This window comes from Candidatus Buchananbacteria bacterium CG10_big_fil_rev_8_21_14_0_10_42_9, from assembly GCA_002773845.1.
In the GTDB taxonomy this organism is placed as follows: Bacteria; Patescibacteriota; Patescibacteriia; order Buchananbacterales; family 21-14-0-10-42-9; genus 21-14-0-10-42-9.
Window position 1 is genome coordinate 17,007 of record PEZZ01000007.1, and the last position, 21,534, is coordinate 38,540.

The window sequence follows — 21,534 nt, forward strand, 5'->3', positions numbered from 1 at the left end:
ATTGGCTACGTTGGAAGAAAAGACATTTACCCGGTCCTTATTGGCGGGTTGAAGCGTTTGGAGTATCGCGGTTATGACTCGGCCGGACTTGCGATTATTAATGAAGGCGAGCTGGATGTGACTAAGGCAGTTGGGCGAATATCAAATTTAGAAAAGGTTACCAAAAGTAAAAAATATACCGGTACAACTGGTATTGCTCACACCCGTTGGGCAACGCATGGAGAAGTGAATGAAACCAATGCCCATCCGCATTACGGACCGGAGAAAAGAGTGGCGTTAATTCACAACGGCATCATTGAAAATTACCGAGTTTTAAAAGAGTTATTGTCGAAAGAAGGTCACACTTTTTACTCTGGCACCGACACGGAAGTTTTAGCCCACTTAATTGAGAAACATTTAAAGCATACTCCAAGCCTAGAAGAAGCCGTGCGCCACGCTTTGCGTCAAGTGGAAGGTGCGTATGGTTTGGTAGTAATCAATAAGGACGAGCCAGATAAATTAGTGGTGGCCAAAAAAGGTAGCCCGCTTGTGATTGGCATTGGTCAAGATGATTACATTATCGCATCCGACGCCACGCCGGTTTTAGAATACACTAATAAAGTGATTTATTTAGATGACGGGGAATTGGCAGTAGTAACACCTCAAGGACATCGTATTTTCAATTTAGAAAACGAAGACATTGATAAGGAAGTAGACGAATTGGAGTGGGACTTGGAACAAGCAGAAAAGGGCGGTTATGACACATTTATGCTTAAAGAAATTTATGAACAACCAGAATCACTAACCAACACTATGCGTGGCCGGTTGAATTTGGAAGATGGGTTAGTCAAGTTGGGCGGCTTGGAGCAAGTCAATCAACAGTTGCAATATATTGAACGAATTATTTTTGTGGGCATGGGAACCGCTAGTTACTCGGCAGTGGCAGGGCGTTTAATGTTGGAAGAATATGCCGGGATCCAAGCTGATGTTGAAAAAGGGTCGGAATTAAGATACCGCAAGGTTGTGGCTGACCCTAAAAACACCGCCGGAATTTTTATCAGCCAATCTGGCGAGACGGCTGACGTTATCGCGCCGCTGGAAGAATTTAAGCGCAAGGGTATTTTGACTATCGGTATTGTTAATTGTGTGGGCTCAGCGATAGCTAGGTTGTCAGATGCTGGAGTTTATAATCACGCGGGTCCAGAAATTGGTGTGGCTTCAACTAAAGCATATACAAGCCAACTGACGGTTTTGGCAATGCTGACTGTTTTGCTAGGTCGGCAACGGGAAATGTCTCACATTATGGGCAAGCGCATCGTCGAGGAATTGTACAAAATGCCGGAGCTGGTAAAACAATTCTTAGGCAGTGAAGCAAAAAAGATTGAAAAAATTGCCAAAAAATATCATAAGACAGAAAAAATGATTACGCTGGGCCGAAAGTATAATTTTTCTACCGCGCTTGAAGCGGCTTTGAAAATTAAAGAGATCGCTTATATCCATACTTTTGGTGAAGTTGCCGGAGAATTAAAGCACGGCCCGATTGCCCTTATTGACAAAGATATGCCGGTATTAATGATCATGCCAAAAGACAGTGTGTATGAAAAAAATATAAGCTCTTTAGAACAAATTAAAGCGCGCGGCGGACGAATTATTGTAATTGCGACCGAGGGCGACAAGGAAATTGCCAAGTTGGCTAATGACGTAATTTATATTCCGAAGTCTTTAGAGATGCTAACGCCGATTATTGCCGCGATTCCGGTTCAGCTTTTTGCATATTATTTAGCGACACTGCGAGGGAATGACGTTGACAAGCCAAGGAATTTAGCTAAAAGTGTAACGGTGGAATAAAAAGATTCCCCTTATAGAAGGGGAGGCGTGGCGGGGTTATTAAAAACCTCCCCTTGCCCCCGCCAGAGGACGGGCAGGCCTCATTCTCAAAGAGGGGAATCATTAGAATAATTTACTATCAAGAAAAATGAGAATTTTAGTTACAGGTGGCGCGGGGTTTATTGGCTCGCATTTGTGTAAAGAGTTATTAGAGCAAGGGCATGCTGTTGTATGCCTGGATAATTTTTTTACCGGTTCGCAGGATAATATAGAAGCGTTAAAAAGTAACACCAACTTTTCAGTGGATGAACACGACATTATTGATCCGTATTTTGATGACGGACAAATTGATCAAATTTATAATCTGGCTTGTCCGGCTTCACCGGTCCATTATCAAAAGAACCCAATTCGCACTATTAAAGCCAATACCATAGGCGTGATTAACATGCTCGGCTTAGCTAAAAAGCACAAAGCGCGAATTTTGCAAGCGTCAACGTCTGAAGTGTACGGCGATCCAACGGTTCATCCGCAGCCAGAAACGTATCGCGGTGATGTAAACCCGATTGGCCCGAGGGCTTGTTACGATGAAGGTAAGCGTTGCGCCGAAACTTTATTTTTTGATTACCACCGTGCGCATGGTGTAGAAATTAGGGTTGCTCGCATTTTTAATACTTATGGACCCAATATGGCAATTGATGACGGGCGCGTGGTATCTAATTTTATTACCCAAGCAATTAAAGGCGTGCCAATTACTATTTACGGCGATGGTCAACAAACGCGGTCATTTTGTTATGTTGATGACATGGTCAAGGGTCTAATCGCCTTGATGAATTCAAATGATACGGGTCCGATCAATTTAGGAAACCCGGAAGAGTTTACAATGCGGGAATTAGCGGACGAGGTGATTGCGCTTACTGAAACGCAATCAACCGTAGAAAATAAGCCTCTGCCACAAGATGATCCTAAACAGCGCCAACCAGATATCACCAAAGCCAAAACAGTGTTGAAATGGGAACCTAAGGTTAAGTTAGCCGAAGGGTTACCTAAAACCATCGAGTATTTTAAAAGTAAGTTGAAATAATGTCATTACGAGGACCCCTGCCCCGTATCGTGGTACGGGATAAATTCCGGCAGGGGGACGTCGTAATCTCAGGGATTGCGACGCTCCCTATGGTCGCTCGCAATGACAAATAATATATGCCAAAATCTTTAGTCACCGGAGGAGCCGGGTTTATTGGATCACACATTGCCGACGCTTTGATTGAACGTGGACATGAGGTCGTTGTGGTTGATAATTTAGTAACCGGTGCTAAAGAAAATGTAAACTCCAAAGCGAAGTTTGTGGAGCTAGATATTGTTGACCAAAAGCTCGGTGATTTAATGATCCAAGAAAAATTTGATTATGTTTTTCACAGCGCTGCCCAGATTGATTTGCGTAAATCAATTGATGATCCAGTCATGGATGCCAACACTAATATTTTAGGTGCGATTAACGTGATTCATGAATCGCAGAAGGCGGGCGCGAAAAAGTTTATTTTCTCATCTTCCGGCGGAGCGATGTATGGTGAGGCAAAAAAGTTGCCAACTCGCGAATCGGCCGAAAATCCGCTTTCACCATACGGCATTGCTAAAAAAACGATTGAATTGTATTTAGCCGCTTACTTTGATATGTATCATATGCCCTATGTGTCTTTACGCTACGCAAATATTTACGGGCCGCGGCAAAGCACTCTTGGTGAGGCGGGCGTTGTGGCGGCTTTAGCTAGTCGAATTTTAAGCGATAAAGAATGCGTAATTTTTGGCGATGGCGCCCAAACACGTGATTTTACTTATGTTGGCGATGTGGTGGAAGCTAACATGCTTGCGATGGAAAGCGATTTTATCGGTTCAGTAAATATTGGCACGGCGAAAGAAATTAGTATCAATGATCTAGCGCAATTAATTCAGCAAGCAGCCGGCACAAGTGTTGTGATTCCGCACAAGGAAGCGCGTTTCGGCGATGTGTTGCGAAGCTGCTTGGATAGTAAACTAGCTAAAAAGGAATTAGGCTGGCAACCGCTGACTAAAATTAAAGACGGTATTCAGCTAACCGTAGATTGGTTTAAAGCTAAATAGATGATCTATTGCTCAGGATCAATTGCTTATGACCGGATTATGAATTTTCCTGGTCGTTTTAGTGATCATATTTTGCCTAACAAAATTCATCAAATTAGCGTTAGTTTTTATTTAGAAAAATTTAATGAAAGTTTTGGTGGTACAGCCGGCAATATCGCTTACAATCTAGCTTTGCTTGGCGAAAAAGTTGAAGTGGTTGGGCTAGCCGGCAATGATTTTTCAAAATATCAAAAGTGGTTACGGCAAAATAAAATTGGAACTCGGTTTATTAAAATTATAAAAACCGAACCCACGGCCGCGGCTTACATGATGACTGATCAAAACGATAATCAAATTTCCGGCTTTTATCCAGGAGCAATGAAGCAGGTTGGATATTATAAAAATGTTAAGCTGCCAAAAGCAAAATTAGCATGCGTGGCGGCGGATTCTCCGCAGGCGGCCTACGCCTTAGCAAGATATTATAAAAAAAATAACACGCCGTATATTTTTGATCCGGGGCAAATTATTATTGTTTTAACAAAACAGCAGTTATTAGATGGCTTAAATGGTTGTGATGTTTTTATTTCAAATGATTATGAATTGGCTTTAATTTTAAAACGCACCGGCTTATCTAAGTCTCAATTAAAAAAGAAAGTGCCAATCGTAGTCACCACGCTAGGCGCTAAAGGTTCAATTATTGAAGATAACAAAAATAACCAAAGATATAAAATTCCAGCCGCCAAGCCGAAAAATACATCTGATCCAACCGGGGCCGGAGACGCGTACCGGGCTGGGTTGATTAAAGGCATGATGGAAAATTATTCTTGGCCTAAAGTTGGGCGTTTGGCAAGTACGGTTGCCGTATATGCTGTAGAAAAATACGGCACGCAAACGCACACATTCACGTGGAGTCAGCTCAAAGCGCGGTATAAGAAAAATTTTGGCACTACTTTGTAGTGTTATTCTGAGCGCTTTCCCGATTGTCATCTTGAGGAGCGAACAAAGTGAGCGACGTGAGGATCTCAGGAATGAGATTCTTCGCTGACGCTCAGAATGACAATTGATTATTTACAATAAAATTGCTACACTTTTTTAGTTATGAAATACGATGTAAAAAGTTTGAAATTAGCGCCGGGAGGTAAAAAACGCATTGTTTGGGCTGAGCGCGATATGCCGGTATTGGGCGCAATTAAAAAGCGTTTTCAAAAACAAAAGCCGTTACGCGGCGTCAAAATGGCGGCGTGTTTACATGTGACAACTGAAACCGCGAATTTAGTGCGTACGCTCAAAGCCGGCAGGGCTAATGTGACTTTAGTTGCTTCCAATCCGCTTTCCACCCAAGATGATACGGCGGCTTCACTGGTTAAAGATTTTGGCATTTCAGTTTTTGCTATTACCGGTGAAAATCGCACAACCTATTACAAACATTTAAACGCCGGCATTGACGCTAAGCCAAATGTGACTATGGATGACGGCGCGGATTTAATTCATTTACTGCATACGAAACGAAAAAAAGACGCGAATAGAATTTACGGCTCAATGGAAGAGACAACAACTGGCATTATTCGTTTAAAGGCGTTAGAGAAAACTGGTAAGCTGCAAGTACCGGTGATGGCAGTGAATGACGCCAAAACCAAATACTTATTTGATAACCGTTACGGCACCGGACAATCAACGATTGACGGAATTATTCGCGCAACGGATATGCTGCTCGCCGGTAAAAAAGTTGTAACTGTCGGTTACGGTTGGTGCGGCAGGGGATTTGCGATGCGCGCGCGGGGCATGGGAGCACAGGTGATTGTGACGGAAGTTGACCATTTGAAAGCTTTGGAAGCAACCATGGATGGCTTTGAAGTGATGCCCATGAGTAAAGCCGCGCGAGTTGGGGATTTATTTTGTACTTTGACCGGCGATATTTCGGTTTTGCGCCAAGAGCATTTTAAGGCGATGAAGGACGGCGCGGTGGTGTGTAACTCAGGGCACTTTGACGTGGAAATTGACATTCCGGATTTAGCCAAGCTAGCTAGTAAAATAAACAAAAATGTCAGAAACTACGTTGACGAATATGTCTTACCCAAAGGCAAGCGAATTTATGTACTCGCTGAAGGCCGGTTGATTAACCTAGCGGCGGCCGAAGGCCATCCGGCCTCCGTGATGGATATGTCTTTTGCCACGCAAGCATTAATGACTGAGTGGGTAGTGAAGCACAAGGGCAAATTAGAAAACAAAGTGTATAATGTGCCCGAAAGCATTGAACAGTGGATTGCCAAATTGAAACTGCAATCCATGGGCGTTAAAATTGACACTTTAACCGAAAAACAAAAACAATATTTATCCAGTTGGGAATTAGGGACGTAAGCAACGGCGAAGAGGAGAAAAAACCTGAACAAAGTTAAACTGTTACAATTGAGCTTGGGCTCATTCATCATCGGCGCGACATTAGCGCCGTTTTTTAATTGGCGAATTGATTGGACTATATGGGCGGTTGTTTTGGCGTTGCTTGTCATTCCGGACTTGTTACGGAATTTCTTTAAAGGGATCCTGAAACCCGCCCGACCGAATGCTTCGGCCATTCGGACACGGCAAGTTCAGGATGACAGCAGTACGTCATCTCGACCGAAGCGTAGCGAAGTGGAGAGATCTCAGCCGCGTCAAAGTGTGAGATCCCTCGCTATCGCTCAGGATGACAAAAATGTGTCATTGCGAGCGACTAAAAGGAGCGTCGCAATCTCTTCAATAGAAAAAAGATTACCACGTCGCTCATTTTATTCGCTCCTCGTAATGACATTGATTTTGTTGTTTGCCTTACTTTTCGGCGTTTGGCGGTATCAGGTGTTGGTGCCAAAGACTATGCCGCAAGACATTTGGTTTTACAATGGCCAAGAAGTTACATTGCAAGGCATTGTGAGTAAAGAGCCAGACATTAGGATTAATAATGTTAAATACTCAGTTAAAACAAGTCAGTTAAAGCAGGGGAGCAGCGTGAAAGAAATTTCCGGCAATGTATTAGTGACAACACAACTATACCCGCGCTATGACTATGGCGATAGGCTGGAAATAAAATGCAAGCTACAACAGCCAGAACCATTTGAAGGTTTTTCTTATGATCGTTATTCGGCGCGGCATAATATTTACTCGCTATGTTTTTATCCGGTAGTTAATTTAATTGAAAATAACCAAGGCAATAAAACGCTAGCATTTATTTTATTAATAAAACAAAAGCTCCAACTACTAATTAACCGTAATTTGCCAGAGCCACAAGCCAGTATTTTAAGCGCTTTAATTTTAGGTTCGCGCAAGGGCATTCCTGATTACCTGTTTGATAAATTTGCAATTACCGGCACAGCGCATTTGATTGCGATTTCGGGGATGCATATTGCCATTATTATTTCACTACTCGCTAGCGCATTTTATGAACAAATAGGCAGGAAGCGTGCGTTTTGGCTAATTACGGGCTTACTTATTATTTACAATATTGTTATTGGATTTCCGGCGTCGGCGGTGCGCGCATCAATTATGGGGTGGCTAATTTTATTGGCTCAATATGTCGGCCGATTGAATAGGTCGGCGCATGCGCTGCTTTTGGTGGCAAGTGCCATGATTTGGCTTAATCCCAAAATTATCTTAGATGACGTTGGGTTTCAGTTATCGTTTTTAGCCGTGCTTGGAATAATCAAAGTGTCGCCGTGGCTAGAACGGCGCTGGGTAAATTTACCTGACAAATTTGGAGTTAAAACATTAACAATTTTGAATTTATCGGCGCAAGCGTTTTCCTGGCCAATACTATTTTGGAATTTTGGTCGGGTGTCGTTAATTGGGCCAGTAGTTAATTTGCTGGTGCTCCCCGTATTGCCATTTTTGATGATCTTTAGTTTTGTTAGCCTGGTTTTAACTTGGATTCATCAAATATTCATTTGGCCATCGTATTTTTTGCTGACGTATTTAATTAAAGTAATTGAAATTTTTGCGAGCTTGCCATTTATAACTTTGAGTTTATGAAAAAATATTATGTTTATATTATGACTAATAAAATTGATACTGTTTTGTATATTGGTGTAACAAATGATTTGAATAAGCGTGTTTGGCGACACAAGCAAAAATCAGTTAAAGGGTTTACGCAGAAGTATAACGTTACCAAGCTAATTTACTATGAAGAATTCATTAATGTTCGTGATGCAATTACGAGAGAGAAACAACTGAAAGCATGGAAAAGAAAGTGGAAGTATGAGCTGGTTGATACAGTCAATCCTAAATGGTTAGATTTATATGAATTAATTTGATAGAGGTCCTGAATCAATTTCAGGACGACAAAAAGGTTGTCATTCCAAACTTGATTTGGAATCTCTATCTAAATAATATGAAACATAAAAAAATATACATAGCAATTATTGGGTTAGCATTCGTAGGTTTTTTATTTGTTTATTTTTCAAATCAGCAGCACGACTGGAGAATTATCTTCTTTGACATCGGGCAAGGGGACAGCATTTTAATCCAAACGAACGACGGACAAGATATTTTAATTGACGGCGGTCCGGATAGCACTGTAATTTATAAACTTGGAGAGTATTTGCCGTTCTATGACCGGACGATTGATTTAGTTATTGCCACTCATCCGGACGCTGATCATATAGTCGGTTTAATTGAAGTGTTAAATCGTTACCAAGTGAAAAAGTTTTTATATACTGGCATTGAAGACGATTCATCAATTTATGCCACGTTGCAAAAAATAGTTAATGACCGAAAAGTGACAGCTGAAATTACATTTGCCGGTCAGGATTTGGGAATACATGAACTGGAAGTTTTATATCCGCTAGAAAATATTTCTGGCCAAAGTTTTGATAATACTAATAATACTTCAATTGTTCTTGAAATTCAGTCAGGGGAAATCAAAGTGTTATTAACTGGTGACGCTGAAAAAGAAGTAGAACAGCTACTTGTTGATACATATGACAATTTAGATATCGATATTTTAAAGCTAGGGCACCATGGCAGCAATACTTCTTCAATTGAAGAATTTATTTTAGCTACCAAGCCAGAAGTTGCTATAGTTTCTGCCGGCGAAGATAACCGATACGGCCATCCAGCAAGGCGTGTGATTAAAAGAGCGGAGCGCTTGGGCACAAAAATTTTAAGCACGATAGAAGTAGGCGATATTGTAATCAATATTGATGAGCAAAAATATTTTGCTGAATAAACATCTGTCATTGCGAGGAGTGATCCCAAGCTTGTCGAGGGGGAGCGACGTCGTAATCTCTTTTTATTATACGAGATTGCCACACTCACTATGTTCGCTCGCAATGACACTAGGATTGAATAAATTAGCTTAATTTAGTATACTAAGTGCGTATGGCTGATAAACCGCTTAAAGTATTGTTGGTGGAGGATGATGATACTTTAATTGATATGTACAAGATGCGCTTTGACGCCGAAGGTTTTGATTTAACGGTGGTTAAAGACGGCACTACCGGCATAGACACTGCGCTTCAAGGTGGCTGGGATGTAATTTTGCTTGATGTGATGCTGCCAAAAGTTGATGGTTTCATGATCTTAGAAGAGGTTAAAAAGAACGCTAACACTAAAAATGCCAAAGTTATTTTGCTAACTAATCTAGGCCAAGAGTCTGACAAGAAAAAAGGCGAAGAGATGGGCGCCTCAGGATATTTAGTTAAGGCGAATTTCACGCCGAGCCAAGTGGTTGACAAAATTAAAGAAATCATTAAAATATAGGGTCAATATGGAACAATCATTAATTATTTTCAAACCAGATGCTCTCCAGCGTAATTTAGTTGGAGAGATTATTCGCCGTTTTGAACAAAAGGGTCTAAAAATTATTGGGCTTAAAATGTTGTCTTTGGATGATACTGTTTTGGACGAGCATTATGCCCATCATAAAGATAAGCCGTTTTTTGCCGATTTGAAAAATTTTATGAAATCTTATCCAGTGATTGTAATGGCTTTGCAAGGGCCTGACATTGTTGATGCGATTCGTTTAATTGTCGGATCAACTAACGCCAAAGAAGCTGATGCCGGAACTATTCGCGGCGATTTTGGCATGAGCAATTTAAATTTAGTTCACGCTTCTGATTCAGCTAAAACCGGTAAAGCCGAAATTAAGCGATTTTTTAAATCAGACGAACTATTTGAATACGATAAAATCACGGATGTAATGATTTACGAAGAGTAAATTTATCTGTGAATTAAATACCCTTGACAAGTTTTAAGCAAGAGCTAGACTGACGGCAGTTCCTTACATGCCGTTTTTTAAACCCAAACTTGTTTGGAGAACTCTTATTGTGAGTACAAGGCAACTTGTAAATACCAAAGAGCTCTCCAGAAATGGGGAGTTTTTTGGTAGCCGAATTTCTGGTTGCCAACAAGCGCATTACAGCAGAAGGGGAATTGTAGTGGGCGAGTGCACCGGTTCTCATGACGATGAAAACCAAGTGGCCGCGGACCAGGCTCTGCCTAAGGCTGTAATAGCCACGTCGGATGCTTACCGGCAGTGGCTTATTCAGCAAGAGGCCTTGCATGGGCCCTCATCCAAGTGGCCACAAAGCAGTTGCCGAAGATTGATTCTCAAGCCCGGCGATTGACGAGACAGGAGGTAAGATTCTCGTTGCCAGGCCGAACACAAGACAGTTGTATGCGCTTGTGTTCACATTTTGATGCCTTGACCCCGTTAGAAGTTTTCAACTTCTAACGGGGTTGACAGGCAATAGTTATTAAGTTAACCCGAAATAAATATGATGGAGTTAAACCTTTCAGTCATTATTACCACTATTAAGACCAAGACTACGCACCTTGTGGGTGGAAGGTTAATTGTTGCATAGATAATACAAGTTAGACAATCGCAAGCAGCCTTCTACCCAGAAGGCTTTTTTGATTGTCTTGCTTGCCTGGATACGCCTTACGCGGATTCCATGCGGACAAGACAGCACATTGACTAAACATCGGACTCAATTTCCCGCCTTGCGGGGGAGAAAGAAATGCCGACGAGGAGATTAATTTTTGTTCCGGCTGAGTGTCATGTCTCGGCCAATGGCGATGGTGCATTCCATGCCAGCATCACTATGGCTGAGAAGTTTGACTTAAGTCGCCTACGGAGCGGCAGCGCAATTTCCGAATGCATTCAGTGTGCGGTCGGCGATGCTGTGTCTGAAGCCATGGGATTACCGTGCTCGACAGCACTAAAGCTGGATGACGCGGGAAATCTGTGGCAACACGTGTCGGTTGACGGTGGCTACTCAAGCAGCCGCCGTCTAGCGGACAAAGGCGAAGCGTTGGCTGATAGAATTTGGCCCATGCTTGAATCCGCTGAGCCGGTGCTTGTCCAGGCGATGGCGTCTGAAATGGCTCGTGTTTTCACGGACTACAATAGAGTGTACGTCGACTATGCAGTATAGGTCGGCAGCTCATATTGGGAAAATGCCATCGAGGGATCCGCCACAGGGGTTCGAGAAATCAAGAAAGGAGATATCTCGAACCCCTCGAACCCATCTAGTAGTTGGATCCCGGATCGGAGTCCGGGACGACACATTTCTTGATGTGTCGTTTGACATTATTTTTTACTTCCTATATACTGCAAAACAACATGAATATTGCCAAACTTTCCCAAATTATTAACATTATCATTATTGACCAGCCTTAAGGGTGGAAGGTTTAGCGCATAGATAAAAACAAGTTAGACAATCGCAAGCAGCCTTCCCCCGGAAGGCTTTTTTGATTGTCTTACTTGCTTATACCAGTGGTATTAGCGAGCAAGGCATTTGGTCTTCATAAGTTATCCTGTTCGACTCAACCCTAAACACCCCGAGAGGAGGTTTAATTTTGAGCGCAAACAACTGGTATTATTACCCCACTGGAACCATTCTGGTTCCAAGAAACCCTGAAGGCGGAGGCCATGAATCTATCCACGGAGAGTACGGTGAATGGTTCATGGTCAGGGGATATCAAGGCAGCGAAGGTGATGACCTCGTGGTGTTGGTGTCTCTGAGTGAAAGGACGGGCGCTTGGAAGCGGCTCTTCCCCGGCCATTACGGGACACCTGATGTTGGCTTGCATCCACACAGGCCGACAATCATGAGGTTCATGAGGCCAGCCACTCCTGAAGAGATACTTCCCCAGCAGATGGCGGAGCTCTACCGTGATGAGCTCGACGTGCTGTACCACTGGGGTAACCGCGAGCAGTGGCCTGACCACCTGCGCAAGCGGTTCCGCCGGCGTCGGAGTATTCCGAAGCGAGAACTCAACGGGCAGTAAAGCCCAGGAGGAGGACATGACAAGAGGACCGCCCAAGAGGGCTGGACGCGAATGGAAAGCGTCCGGCCCTCACACACCCTGCTTCTGAATGCTGATAATTATTTGTCATTATCCAGAAGCCGAGTGCTTCCTAGCGATGTAGTTTCGCTAGTAAGTCCCGCGTAGCGCGGGGGAGGATTTACATAATGCCTACCGGGACCAAACGGAAACGGTTTGAATTGTTCTATCTGTCGCCTGAGAAACGTGGTGGCAGTTGGCAGGTTTGCGTTGGCGTCCGTGACTGTGTCGATCGCCGAGAACATCGCGGCAAAGGCGCAGACGATCTTCAGCACCTTGCTATCGAACGGGCGTTCGCTAAGGCACTGGGCGATAAGCTCTCTTTCAGCATCAAGTGGGAGCTGGATCTGGATAACGAGCAGCGCGCAACTGGCGGCTGGTTGCGGAATGGCAAAGCAAGAGTAAAGCTTGGGAGTTTGCACTCTCATAGCTCGGCGGATTTCGCCAACGCTATTGTAGCAGCCTTGAATACAGTCACCTCGCACTAAGACCTGACCCAGTTGAGGAGAACAAGACATGTACACACAAGGAACCGCGTTGTGCTCTCCGGGAGCAAATGCGGAAAGCGGAAACTTCCTAGTAGTACTGGAGGTAGCCAAAAAAGGGGATCGCCCCATCTGTATGGTAAGTCCAGCTCTGGCAAGCATGGTCCAGCGGCCTTATGTCGGACCGGTGGATACCACAATTCTTGACGCGCTCGTGCCCGTCGCGCTTGAGAGCGCGGCGTTCCAGAGTGTCGTGTCGGAGTTGACCGGTGAGGATCGCCGGCAAGTGCGTCGGCTCCGGCCGCGTAGTCGGTGACTGCCATAGTTCGAACAAATGGCCCGCTGGCACTTCGGTGTCGGCGGGCTGGTGTACTTTTCCACACGACATTTGACAAAAAATAAGGCTATGCTAATATGTTTTTAACATGATTTTACACGCAAACAACCTACCATTATTGCCTTTATTGCCAGTCCCAAGCCGGTAGGGAGTTTGTTTGTATCCATAGATAAATAAAAGTTTCAGACAAATTCCCATACCAACTGGGATTTTTTGATTATAAGCACATTAAATTTATATGTTCGTGTAGCTCAGCAACGTAGAGCACCTCGCATGGGGCGAGGGGGTCGCAGGTGCAATACCTGTCACGGACCGGGCTTTGCCCGAACTATTCGGCGGTTTCGCCAAATAAGTGCCCACACGGGGTGGGAAGACTTATGCGGTGATCCGCCGGCCGGCGCACATCGCGTCAATATCTTCGGAAAGTTGCCCGCAACCCGGGCGGCAATCCACGTGGCGGCAGGTGTTTACCAACCCTGCCGCCACGATTCCCTAAAAATATTATGCTAAGACTTTTACTAAAATCTAATGTACTTTCAAAAGCATTGTTATTGCTTGGTTTGTTATTGTTGGCACCGCCGGGTGGCAAGTTGATACGTGTTTAACCAAGTCTTTGATAAACATATATGAGCCTACCACCCCTGTCGGGTGGTTTTTTCATAAAGGTTCATGCGGACCGTCTCCGCGGGAATCAGGCTCATGCCCTTGTACAATCTCAAAAAATGAAAAAACGAGCAAGCGCTCGGGAGGAAAGGGCCATGGAACTTGCTGATTTCCAGATGGAGTACTACAAGCACTTACGGCCCGGCCCAATCGGCACTCCGCCAGGGGGATGGGAGATGTCACTGACCATTGGTGATATTACCATTTCCAGTAAAGGGGGGCATTGGTACCTCGCCGCTGCCGAGTTGCTTACGCAGCTCGGCTTTCCAAGGGAGTACCTCGACGAGCTCGAGGTCGAGCACTTGGTCACTTCCCAAGAGACTGCGGAGAAGTTCGTCGGCAACTGCCTGGCACCCTTACGGATTGCCTTAAGTCGGCCGCGGCGGTCTAATCGCCACCAAATTCGCGTGGCTGGCTACCTGAATGGCCGGCATCGTAAGGAGGGGGCGAAGGCAGGGACGAAACTCGCTGCCTTGCAGGGGGCTATTGCCCGCCTGTTCGGTGGACGACCCATTCTGCGGACTGAAGGCGCGGCATAAGGGAGGTCTCAAGTTTAAGGCGAAAGTACCTCACCAGGTATTAATCGCCGCGAGTTTTCAAAAGGGCCGAGATCGCACACCCACGATCCGGCCCTTTTCTAATTATTTTAACTGGTTCCCGGGTCAGAGCCCGGGACGGCGCATTCCTTTTGCGCCAATTGACAAGATTTTAAGCATTTGATAATCTTTTTATTACTATGAATAACATATCAAATCAGCGAATTTTTTGGGGCTATTTTTTCTTTTTTTCCCACGCCGGGCGGGACTGATTTAGTTATTTAAGATAATTTAAAATTAGCAGATCCCGCACCCGCGGGATTTTTTGATTATCTAAAAGGGTTAATTCTGGTACAGATAAATGGCAGTCTGAACCAGAACCGACCCCTGTAGTGGTCAAACCGGCCCATTTGGGATCGGGCAGAGATATGCCATAACGAACATTGACTTGGCGGGAGCCAAAGGAGACCTATAAGCCATGCCAGGTACTAACGGACTCATAAGGCCAATATCCTGTGGGAGGGGTTCGCACGTGATTACCGTCTACACGAACGGTGCACGATGCAATATCAACCTTCCCTGGGGGGGCTTTGGCGACATGACGGAGGTTGGCCGCACGGTGATGGAGGAAGATATCAACAGCTTCCTGGAAGAAGTGGCCGAGGCTGCGCTGCCCGGGCATAAAGTCACCGAGAGGTGCCGTACCGTTTCTCACCTTGCGGACGGATCGTTTTCCGTCAGCGTGTCCCTTGAAGTGGAAGGGGTAATTGACCCAATTAAGGCCACGGAGATCGGTGAGTGTGTGTACCTCCTGCTCACCGAATGCTACTCCGTTGCCTTACGCGAGGCTAGCGCTCGTCTCATCGCGAGAGCTGAGGGTAGCTCACCGGTATTCGCGAGGCTTTTCCACTAACCCTCCGTCAGTCAGTACGTCGCCTAAGCGGTACACCACCCGCGAGGCAACGTCAGAACGTATTGGAACCACATCTCACCGATGTGGTTCCTCTCTTTTTTGCTAAAGCTAATTAAATAATTTCCGCCTGATTCCTATTACGGTTGTGGCAGTTAATGCAATATTTTAATAAAGGCGGGGTAATTAAAGTCGTTAAGATTACCATCAACATCGCGGCGCTAAAAATATTTTGGGTAATAATTTTTAATTGAAAGCCTAAAGTGGCAAAAATAATTCCAACCTCGCCGCGCGGTATCATGCCCACGCCAACTATCCAGCTTTTTACTACGGCGCCTGCCACAATTTTACCCAATACAGCAATGACAGTTAACGAAAGGCCCAAAGCAATAACCTTAAAGTTCAAAAAGATAACTGGATTCACAATTGAGGTGGCATAGACAAAAAAGATGGGCGCTAATGTGCCTTCTAAAATTAAAACTCGCTGTTCCACTGGTTTTTCATGGTCGTCTTTTCCACTTCTAAAAAAGGCTTCTTCTAAAGCGACTCCGGCAAAGTAAGCACCGACAATTGGCGCTAAGCCGGCAAATGCCGCGCCGGCGCCATAAGCGGCCATGAAGCCAAAAATAATTTTACTGTTAGCTTGTGGGTCCAAAGCTCTCAGCTGTTTCATTAAAGGGGCGACAAAAAAGTAGCCTAGCAAAGGGAGTAGCACAATAAAAGCTAGGGCAGTGCCGATTTGAGCTATGATTGTAAATATGTCTAATTTAATATCGCCAGCAAAAGATTGAGCGACCATAAGGACAATTAGTCCTAAAACATCATCAAGTACCGCGGCGCTGATTATGATTTTAGCGTAAGTAGCTTGCAGTAGCTTAAATTCAGATAAAACCGCGGTCGTCACCCCGACGCTAGTGGCAACTAAAATACCTCCGGTGAAAAAAGCGGTGGCAAAATCATAGCCTAAAAGTTGCATTAATAAGTAAGCGCCAACAAGCGGCATGATAACTCCGATCAAGGCCACCCATATACTGGTCTTAGCGTCACGAAGCATGGACTTAACATTGCCCTCAAGTCCGGCGCGAAATAGCAACACCATGGCGGCAAATTCAGCTAATTGCGGAATAAAGCCATGCTCATCATGGCGTACCGCTTGTAGCCATTGAGTCCAATTAAACAAAATACCAATCACAATACCGGCGAGTAACATTCCTAAAACGCGCGGTTGCTTAAATTTAATAGCTATTCGATTGCCCACGACTGAACCGAGCAGGGCAAAAGCGATGAAGATGAGAGATTGAAAAAAAGCGGTGGCCATTTTTTCCAATGATAAAATCCCGCGGCGGGATTTATCTTTGCTTGACTTTGGTTAGTGTGCGTATGCAGTTAGCGCAAATCGTCATTTTTTTTCCGTCAACGCGCTTGACTTGCAAGTTAAGCTTTTGACGATGGATGGTTTTGATGTTGGAGTGGCTTTTAAGATTGCCTTTCAGCGGTCCGCGGCCACAACGGTCACATGCGTTTCCCATACTCTTTAATTATTTTATAGTACGCCCTACTATAGCAAAGGTTTGAAATAAAAGCAAGGGTTGCGTATAATGAGCATATGTTTAATGACCCGGTATTAATTACTCTATTTTTTGTCGCTTTTTTATATTCGGTTATTTTTCACGAAATCGCCCACGGGCTAGTCGCGTATTTTTATGGCGACGACACCGCAAAAGTACTGGGACGGTTTTCGCTTAATCCGTTGAGGCACATAGATTTGTTTGGCTCAATTATTTTGCCGCTTTTTTTGTTATTTTCGTTTGGCGGTTTGATTGGCTATGCTAAACCTGTGCCCGTAAATGTGTTGCGTCTGCGCGACCGCCACCGTTCAATGTTTTTTGTGGCCTTAGCTGGCATCGCGACTAATTTTTTATTAGTCGTGATTGCCGGTATTGTGATTAGCTCTACTTTAGACATTGTTCCCAACGCGACATATAATTTAGGCTGGCAATTTTTTTTAATGGTGTTTCGCGTTAATATTTTACTTGGCGTATTTAATTTAATGCCCTTTCCTGGTTTTGACGGCTTCAATGCTTTGTCAACTTTCTTTCCCCACCAATTGGGGCGCTTGCAAGCTAAATTATTTGCGCGTTTTGGGCAGTTTAGCTTTGTTGTGGTTTTGATTTTAGTATATTTGTTGTTGCCTGTAATTTCTTTGATTTTGCGTTTGGCCGAGGCCTTTTTCTTTAATCTTTTTGGCTTATCCAGTCTATTTTTGTAAATTATCCACACCGGCTTGGCCTGGTTGGAAATTCAATAAATTGTCAGAGAATATTTTATTAACACATTTATTTCTAGCGGGGTTGACTTTTTTTGAGCTGACCGTTAGAATATGGGCAAATTCCATGGCTGACGAATCAGCTTTTTAATTTTCTAAAAATGCCTACAGTTAATCAATTGCTTAAAAAACCGCGTAAAACGGCCAAGCGTAAACCTAAAACGCCAGCTTTGCGCCGGGTTTCTAATACTTTGAAAAGAACCAAAAAGGATATGTCTAAAGGCGCGCCGTTTAAACGCGGTGTGTGCTTGAAGGTGCAAACGACAACACCGAAAAAGCCAAACTCAGCCTTGCGAAAAATCGCAAGGGTGCGTTTATCTAACGGCATGGAAGTGACAGCTTATATCCCGGGCGAAGGACACAATTTACAAGAACACTCAATTGTAATGATTCGCGGCGGACGAGTGCGTGATTTGCCGGGCGTTCGCTACCACGTAGTACGGGGCGTGTATGACACTACAGGCGTGGACGGGCGCAAGCAAAGCCGGAGTTTGTATGGCGCTAAGAAAGAGAAGAAAAAGTCTTAATCATTATGCGCCGACCAACGCCTAAACGAACCGTTGATCCAGATTTAAAGTTTAACAACTTGACTCTCGCCAAGTTTATTAATTTGATTATGGATGACGGTAAAAAATCAGTTGCTCAAAAAATTGTCTATAACGCGCTCAATACGATTTCAGAAAAAACTAAACAAGACCCGTTAGAAATTTTTCAAAAAGCATTGCAAAATATTGCCCCGGAAGTTGAAGTGCGCGGCCGACGGGTAGGCGGAGCAAATTATCAAGTGCCAGTCCCGGTAAGTGAACCGCGGCGTACCACGCTTGGCTTGCGTTGGTTAATTAAGGCAGCTAAGGCGCGTAAAGGTATTAGTATGGATAAGCGCATCGCCGCGGAAATTATGGATGCGGCTGAAGGCCACGGCGCGGCAGTAAAGAAACGGGAAGACACATACAAGATGGCTGAAGCTAACCGAGCTTTCGCTCACTTTGCCCGTCGTTAATTTTAAATCAATGGCTCGCGAATACTCATTGGAAAAAACTCGCAACATCGGAATTATCGCTCATATTGACGCTGGGAAAACTACAGTGACCGAGCGGATTTTGTTTTATACCGGAATTAAACATAAAATCGGGGAAGTGCACGAAGGCGAGGCGGAGATGGATTGGATGGAACAAGAACGTGAACGCGGTATTACCATAACTTCTGCGGCCACGACCTGTTTTTGGGCGCCACGAGGCCAAGAAGATAAGAAGGTGCGAATTAATATTATTGACACTCCCGGGCACGTTGACTTTACGGCCGAAGTGGAAAGATCCCTGCGCGTGCTTGACGGCGGCGTTGTGGTATTCGACGGCGTGGCTGGGGTGGAACCACAATCAGAAACGGTATGGCACCAAGCCGATAAGTATAAAGTGCCGCGGATTTGCTTTATTAATAAGCTAGATCGTACCGGAGCAGATTTTTACGCCGACCTTCAATCGATTTACGACCGATTAACTAAAAATGCCTACCCGATACAGCTTCCGGTTGGCGCGGAAGATAATTTCCAAGGCATTGTTGATTTATTAGAACAAAAGGCTCGCATCTATAAAGACGCTGAAGGCAAAGAATGGGAAGACACTGATATCCCTGATGACCTAAAGGAGAAGGCGAGTGAGTACCGTAATAAATTAGTGGAAGCCATTGCCGAGAACGATGAAAAATTAATGGACCGTTACTTGGGGGGAGAAGACATCAGTTTAGATGAATTAAAAGCCGGGTTAAGAAAAGCGGTAATTGGTAATCATTTGATTCCGGTGTTGTGCGGCTCAGCTTTGAAAAATAAAGGCGTGCAATTTTTATTGGACGCGGTGGCTGATTATTTACCTAGCCCCCTAGATGTGCCGGAGATCGTTGGATTTGATCCGGACGATGAAGAAAAGAAGATTTCACGTAAAGCTTCTGATGATGAGCCGTTTGCGGCATTAGCATTTAAAATCGCAGTTGATCCATATGTTGGTAAGCTAGCTTTTTTCCGGGTTTATTCGGGTAAAGTCTCGTCCGGTTCGTATGTTTTAAATTCCAGTACTGGCAAAAAAGAACGCATTGGACGAATTTTACGCATGCACGCCAATTCTCGCGAAGAAGTACAAGAAGTTTACGCCGGAGAAATTGCAGCCGCGGTTGGCTTAAAAGAAACTTTTACCGGCCACACGCTTTGCGCTGAAGATAGCCCGGTAGTCTTAGAGACCATTACGTTCCCAGAGCCGGTAATTAGCGTCGCGATTGAACCGAAAACCAAGCAAGACCAAGAGAAGATGGGGATTGCTTTGGGTAAACTTGCGGAAGAAGATCCGACTTTTAGAATCCGAACCGATGAAGAAACTATGCAAACCGTTATTTCTGGAATGGGAGAGTTGCATTTAGATATTATTGTTGACCGGATGAAGCGCGAATTTAAAGTGGAAGCCAATGTCGGCCAGCCGCAAGTGGCCTACAAAGAAACGATCAAGCAAACCGGTGAAGCTGAAGGTAAATACATTCGGCAATCCGGCGGTCGGGGACAGTACGGCCATTGTTGGCTTAGGCTTGAGCCAAAAGAACCAGCGTCAGGTTTTGAATTTGGCAATGAAATTAAGGGCGGTATTATTCCCAACGAATATATTCCAGCTATTGAAAAAGGTGTTAAAGAGGCAATGGACAAGGGCGTGATTGCCGGTTACCCAATAATAGATTTGAAAGCAACAGTTTATGACGGATCATTCCACGAAGTTGATTCATCAGAAGCAGCATTTAAAATTGCGGCATCAATGGCATTTCAAGCGGCGTTCAAAAAAGCTAATGGTGTTATATTAGAGCCAATTATGAAAGTCGAAGTGATTACGCCGGAAGAATTTATGGGCGATGTGATTGGTAATTTAAATTCTAAACGAGGCCAGGTGCAAGAAATGCGGGAACGCGGTAATGCTAAAGTAGTAGATGCGCAAGTACCCTTAGCTGAAATGTTTGGTTATGCGACTGAACTTCGGTCCATGACACAAGGTCGCGCGTCGTATAGCATGGAATTTAGCCACTACGCAGAAGTGCCTAAAAACGTAGAAGCTAAAATAGTTTCTGGCGAAACCAAGTAACAAAAATTAACCCTCTCCTGGCGGGGGACGTCAGACGTCCCCTGAGAGGAGAGCCCGCCAGACTGAATGACTTCAGTCATTCGGGCGGGGGTGGGACAGAAAAAGTAGTCATCTTGACCGAAGCCGAGATAGACTCGGCGAAGTGGAGACCCCGTCATACGACGGGGCAAGGATCTCAGCTTTTAACATCTTGTACCGCTTAACGAGGCGTGGGATTCCTCGGTGCGACCCGTTAGACGGGTCAAGCTCGGAATGACATTCAATAACTCACTCTCACCTTAACCTGCCTGCGCTCCGTCGGCCAAAGCCTTTGGCGGCGTGCGATCGGCAGGCAGGTCCTCTCCCGCAAGGGAGAGGAGATAATATATAATCTATGGCAACTAACTGGGAAAAATTAGCAAAGCTTGTTAAGCAGACTGGTGATAGTGTCATTGTGGTCAACGAGCAAGGCGAGCCGCAATACGTGTTAATGGACATTAAAAAATACGAACGTTTGGTTGATATTTCCAAAGTAGTTGACGAAGCGGTTTCCAACCATGTTAAGCAGGAGGCTTTTCCACCTGAAAAAAATAATCCAGTTAATGCCGAAAAAGACGTCAGCATTGATAAAATTAAACAACAAATTAGCACTTGGAAAAAAAATCATCCAGTTGAAAATTCTTTCGCGAAAAGTGAAAAAACGGATAAGCCATTTGATGTTTTTGCCGCACCTCAAGCCGAAGATAAATCTGCAAATATCGCTAACCGGGGCAACGCCAATGATTCGGACACTTACTATTTTGAGCCAGAGGATTAGATTTATCTAAATTAAGGTAAAAAATAGTTAGCAATTCATTTCCATGATTTATTCACAATCGGTAAATTTTAACTAGATTTAGCGGTTTTTTTCAATTTCACTCTATTACCTTGACTCCTTTAGAAATTTACTAAAATTGGTAAATTTTGCCTAAA

Annotated in this window: 24 protein-coding genes and 1 tRNA gene; 23 read left to right on the forward strand and 2 right to left on the reverse strand. The window is 44.3% G+C overall.

The window, feature by feature from the left end:
• From glmS to COT81_01275, 18 genes are all read left to right on the forward strand, one after another.
• Positions 1–1,827 carry a glutamine--fructose-6-phosphate transaminase (isomerizing) gene (gene glmS, locus COT81_01190; GenBank protein ID PIS05378.1) on the forward strand — a complete coding sequence of 609 codons (1,827 nt, stop codon included), beginning with the start codon at positions 1–3 and terminating at the stop codon, positions 1,825–1,827.
• Positions 1,828–1,954: 127 nt separating this feature from the next.
• On the forward strand, positions 1,955–2,887 hold the full coding sequence (locus tag COT81_01195) for an NAD-dependent dehydratase (GenBank protein ID PIS05379.1): 933 nt from the start codon (positions 1,955–1,957) through the stop codon (positions 2,885–2,887).
• A 116-nt stretch (positions 2,888–3,003) separates the two neighbouring features.
• The gene (locus COT81_01200) at positions 3,004–3,921 is read left to right on the forward strand and encodes a UDP-glucose 4-epimerase (protein PIS05380.1); all 918 of its coding nucleotides are present in this window, start codon (positions 3,004–3,006) and stop codon (positions 3,919–3,921) included.
• Positions 3,922–4,857: a carbohydrate kinase family protein gene (locus tag COT81_01205; GenBank protein ID PIS05381.1), complete on the forward strand. Its 936-nt coding sequence runs from the start codon at positions 3,922–3,924 to the stop codon at positions 4,855–4,857. It begins immediately after the preceding gene.
• Between the two features lie 141 nt (positions 4,858–4,998).
• A complete protein-coding gene (locus tag COT81_01210) occupies positions 4,999–6,258 on the forward strand; it encodes an adenosylhomocysteinase (GenBank protein PIS05382.1) in 1,260 nt (419 codons plus the stop codon).
• Positions 6,259–6,681: 423 nt separating this feature from the next.
• Entirely contained in the window at positions 6,682–7,899 is a 1,218-nt protein-coding gene (locus tag COT81_01215) for a hypothetical protein (GenBank protein PIS05383.1), read from the forward strand.
• Entirely contained in the window at positions 7,896–8,180 is a 285-nt protein-coding gene (locus COT81_01220) for a hypothetical protein (GenBank protein PIS05384.1), read from the forward strand. Before COT81_01215 ends, COT81_01220 begins: the two co-directional genes overlap by 4 nt.
• A gap of 77 nt (positions 8,181–8,257) precedes the next feature.
• Complete coding sequence (locus tag COT81_01225) at positions 8,258–9,094, forward strand: hypothetical protein (GenBank protein ID PIS05385.1); 837 nt, start codon at positions 8,258–8,260, stop codon at positions 9,092–9,094.
• Between the two features lie 152 nt (positions 9,095–9,246).
• Positions 9,247–9,627, forward strand: coding sequence for a response regulator (locus COT81_01230; protein PIS05386.1), 381 nt, complete (start codon positions 9,247–9,249; stop codon positions 9,625–9,627).
• A 7-nt stretch (positions 9,628–9,634) separates the two neighbouring features.
• Positions 9,635–10,084, forward strand: a complete 450-nt coding sequence (locus COT81_01235; protein PIS05387.1) for a nucleoside-diphosphate kinase — start codon at positions 9,635–9,637, stop codon at positions 10,082–10,084.
• A 67-nt stretch (positions 10,085–10,151) separates the two neighbouring features.
• Positions 10,152–10,493, forward strand: coding sequence for a hypothetical protein (locus tag COT81_01240; protein ID PIS05388.1), 342 nt, complete (start codon positions 10,152–10,154; stop codon positions 10,491–10,493).
• 393 nt (positions 10,494–10,886) lie between these two features.
• Positions 10,887–11,303 (forward strand): hypothetical protein, encoded by a 417-nt coding sequence (locus COT81_01245; GenBank protein PIS05389.1) that lies wholly within the window; start codon positions 10,887–10,889, stop codon positions 11,301–11,303.
• Positions 11,304–11,835: 532 nt separating this feature from the next.
• The gene (locus tag COT81_01250) at positions 11,836–12,159 is read left to right on the forward strand and encodes a hypothetical protein (protein ID PIS05390.1); all 324 of its coding nucleotides are present in this window, start codon (positions 11,836–11,838) and stop codon (positions 12,157–12,159) included.
• A gap of 185 nt (positions 12,160–12,344) precedes the next feature.
• Positions 12,345–12,704, forward strand: coding sequence for a hypothetical protein (locus COT81_01255; GenBank protein ID PIS05391.1), 360 nt, complete (start codon positions 12,345–12,347; stop codon positions 12,702–12,704).
• A 28-nt stretch (positions 12,705–12,732) separates the two neighbouring features.
• On the forward strand, positions 12,733–13,017 hold the full coding sequence (locus COT81_01260; protein ID PIS05392.1) for a hypothetical protein: 285 nt from the start codon (positions 12,733–12,735) through the stop codon (positions 13,015–13,017).
• A gap of 261 nt (positions 13,018–13,278) precedes the next feature.
• A tRNA-Pro gene (locus COT81_01265) sits at positions 13,279–13,352 on the forward strand.
• A gap of 312 nt (positions 13,353–13,664) precedes the next feature.
• Positions 13,665–14,240: a hypothetical protein gene (locus COT81_01270; protein PIS05393.1), complete on the forward strand. Its 576-nt coding sequence runs from the start codon at positions 13,665–13,667 to the stop codon at positions 14,238–14,240.
• Positions 14,241–14,715: 475 nt separating this feature from the next.
• A complete protein-coding gene (locus COT81_01275) occupies positions 14,716–15,150 on the forward strand; it encodes a hypothetical protein (protein PIS05394.1) in 435 nt (144 codons plus the stop codon).
• Between the two features lie 112 nt (positions 15,151–15,262).
• Here COT81_01275 and COT81_01280 read toward each other — a convergent pair whose 3' ends face one another.
• Positions 15,263–16,465: a hypothetical protein gene (locus COT81_01280; GenBank protein PIS05395.1), complete on the reverse strand. Its 1,203-nt coding sequence runs from the start codon at positions 16,463–16,465 to the stop codon at positions 15,263–15,265.
• 31 nt (positions 16,466–16,496) lie between these two features.
• Positions 16,497–16,676, reverse strand: a complete 180-nt coding sequence (locus COT81_01285) for a 50S ribosomal protein L28 (protein PIS05396.1) — start codon at positions 16,674–16,676, stop codon at positions 16,497–16,499.
• Between the two features lie 77 nt (positions 16,677–16,753).
• Here COT81_01285 and COT81_01290 point away from each other — a divergent pair, with 77 nt between their 5' ends.
• From COT81_01290 to COT81_01310, 5 genes are all read left to right on the forward strand, one after another.
• On the forward strand, positions 16,754–17,416 hold the full coding sequence (locus tag COT81_01290) for a site-2 protease family protein (GenBank protein PIS05397.1): 663 nt from the start codon (positions 16,754–16,756) through the stop codon (positions 17,414–17,416).
• A 158-nt stretch (positions 17,417–17,574) separates the two neighbouring features.
• On the forward strand, positions 17,575–18,000 hold the full coding sequence (locus COT81_01295; protein PIS05398.1) for a 30S ribosomal protein S12: 426 nt from the start codon (positions 17,575–17,577) through the stop codon (positions 17,998–18,000).
• Complete coding sequence (locus tag COT81_01300; protein ID PIS05399.1) at positions 18,000–18,473, forward strand: 30S ribosomal protein S7; 474 nt, start codon at positions 18,000–18,002, stop codon at positions 18,471–18,473. The genes COT81_01295 and COT81_01300 overlap by 1 nt, the downstream gene beginning before the upstream one ends.
• 10 nt (positions 18,474–18,483) lie before the next feature.
• Complete coding sequence (fusA, locus tag COT81_01305; GenBank protein ID PIS05441.1) at positions 18,484–20,583, forward strand: elongation factor G; 2,100 nt, start codon at positions 18,484–18,486, stop codon at positions 20,581–20,583.
• Between the two features lie 373 nt (positions 20,584–20,956).
• Positions 20,957–21,379 carry a hypothetical protein gene (locus COT81_01310; GenBank protein ID PIS05400.1) on the forward strand — a complete coding sequence of 141 codons (423 nt, stop codon included), beginning with the start codon at positions 20,957–20,959 and terminating at the stop codon, positions 21,377–21,379.
• Positions 21,380–21,534 lie beyond the last annotated feature (155 nt).

Excerpts from the sequence above, each read along its gene's own strand:
- COT81_01195 (PIS05379.1), top strand. The coding sequence starts at position 1,955 with ATGAGAATTTTAGTTACAGGTGGCGCGGGGTTTATTGGCTCGCATTTG.
- COT81_01200 (PIS05380.1), top strand. The coding sequence starts at position 3,004 with ATGCCAAAATCTTTAGTCACCGGAGGAGCCGGGTTTATTGGATCACAC.
- COT81_01205 (PIS05381.1), top strand. The coding sequence starts at position 3,922 with ATGATCTATTGCTCAGGATCAATTGCTTATGACCGGATTATGAATTTT.
- COT81_01210 (PIS05382.1), top strand. The coding sequence starts at position 4,999 with ATGAAATACGATGTAAAAAGTTTGAAATTAGCGCCGGGAGGTAAAAAA.
- COT81_01215 (PIS05383.1), top strand. The coding sequence starts at position 6,682 with ATGACATTGATTTTGTTGTTTGCCTTACTTTTCGGCGTTTGGCGGTAT.
- COT81_01220 (PIS05384.1), top strand. The coding sequence starts at position 7,896 with ATGAAAAAATATTATGTTTATATTATGACTAATAAAATTGATACTGTT.
- COT81_01225 (PIS05385.1), top strand. The coding sequence starts at position 8,258 with ATGAAACATAAAAAAATATACATAGCAATTATTGGGTTAGCATTCGTA.
- COT81_01230 (PIS05386.1), top strand. The coding sequence starts at position 9,247 with ATGGCTGATAAACCGCTTAAAGTATTGTTGGTGGAGGATGATGATACT.
- COT81_01235 (PIS05387.1), top strand. The coding sequence starts at position 9,635 with ATGGAACAATCATTAATTATTTTCAAACCAGATGCTCTCCAGCGTAAT.
- COT81_01240 (PIS05388.1), top strand. The coding sequence starts at position 10,152 with ATGCCGTTTTTTAAACCCAAACTTGTTTGGAGAACTCTTATTGTGAGT.
- COT81_01245 (PIS05389.1), top strand. The coding sequence starts at position 10,887 with ATGCCGACGAGGAGATTAATTTTTGTTCCGGCTGAGTGTCATGTCTCG.
- COT81_01250 (PIS05390.1), top strand. The coding sequence starts at position 11,836 with ATGGTCAGGGGATATCAAGGCAGCGAAGGTGATGACCTCGTGGTGTTG.
- COT81_01255 (PIS05391.1), top strand. The coding sequence starts at position 12,345 with ATGCCTACCGGGACCAAACGGAAACGGTTTGAATTGTTCTATCTGTCG.
- COT81_01260 (PIS05392.1), top strand. The coding sequence starts at position 12,733 with ATGTACACACAAGGAACCGCGTTGTGCTCTCCGGGAGCAAATGCGGAA.
- COT81_01270 (PIS05393.1), top strand. The coding sequence starts at position 13,665 with ATGAGCCTACCACCCCTGTCGGGTGGTTTTTTCATAAAGGTTCATGCG.
- COT81_01275 (PIS05394.1), top strand. The coding sequence starts at position 14,716 with ATGCCAGGTACTAACGGACTCATAAGGCCAATATCCTGTGGGAGGGGT.
- COT81_01280 (PIS05395.1), bottom strand. The coding sequence starts at position 16,465 with ATGGCCACCGCTTTTTTTCAATCTCTCATCTTCATCGCTTTTGCCCTG.
- COT81_01285 (PIS05396.1), bottom strand. The coding sequence starts at position 16,676 with ATGGGAAACGCATGTGACCGTTGTGGCCGCGGACCGCTGAAAGGCAAT.
- COT81_01290 (PIS05397.1), top strand. The coding sequence starts at position 16,754 with ATGTTTAATGACCCGGTATTAATTACTCTATTTTTTGTCGCTTTTTTA.
- COT81_01295 (PIS05398.1), top strand. The coding sequence starts at position 17,575 with ATGCCTACAGTTAATCAATTGCTTAAAAAACCGCGTAAAACGGCCAAG.
- fusA (PIS05441.1), top strand. The coding sequence starts at position 18,484 with ATGGCTCGCGAATACTCATTGGAAAAAACTCGCAACATCGGAATTATC.
- COT81_01310 (PIS05400.1), top strand. The coding sequence starts at position 20,957 with ATGGCAACTAACTGGGAAAAATTAGCAAAGCTTGTTAAGCAGACTGGT.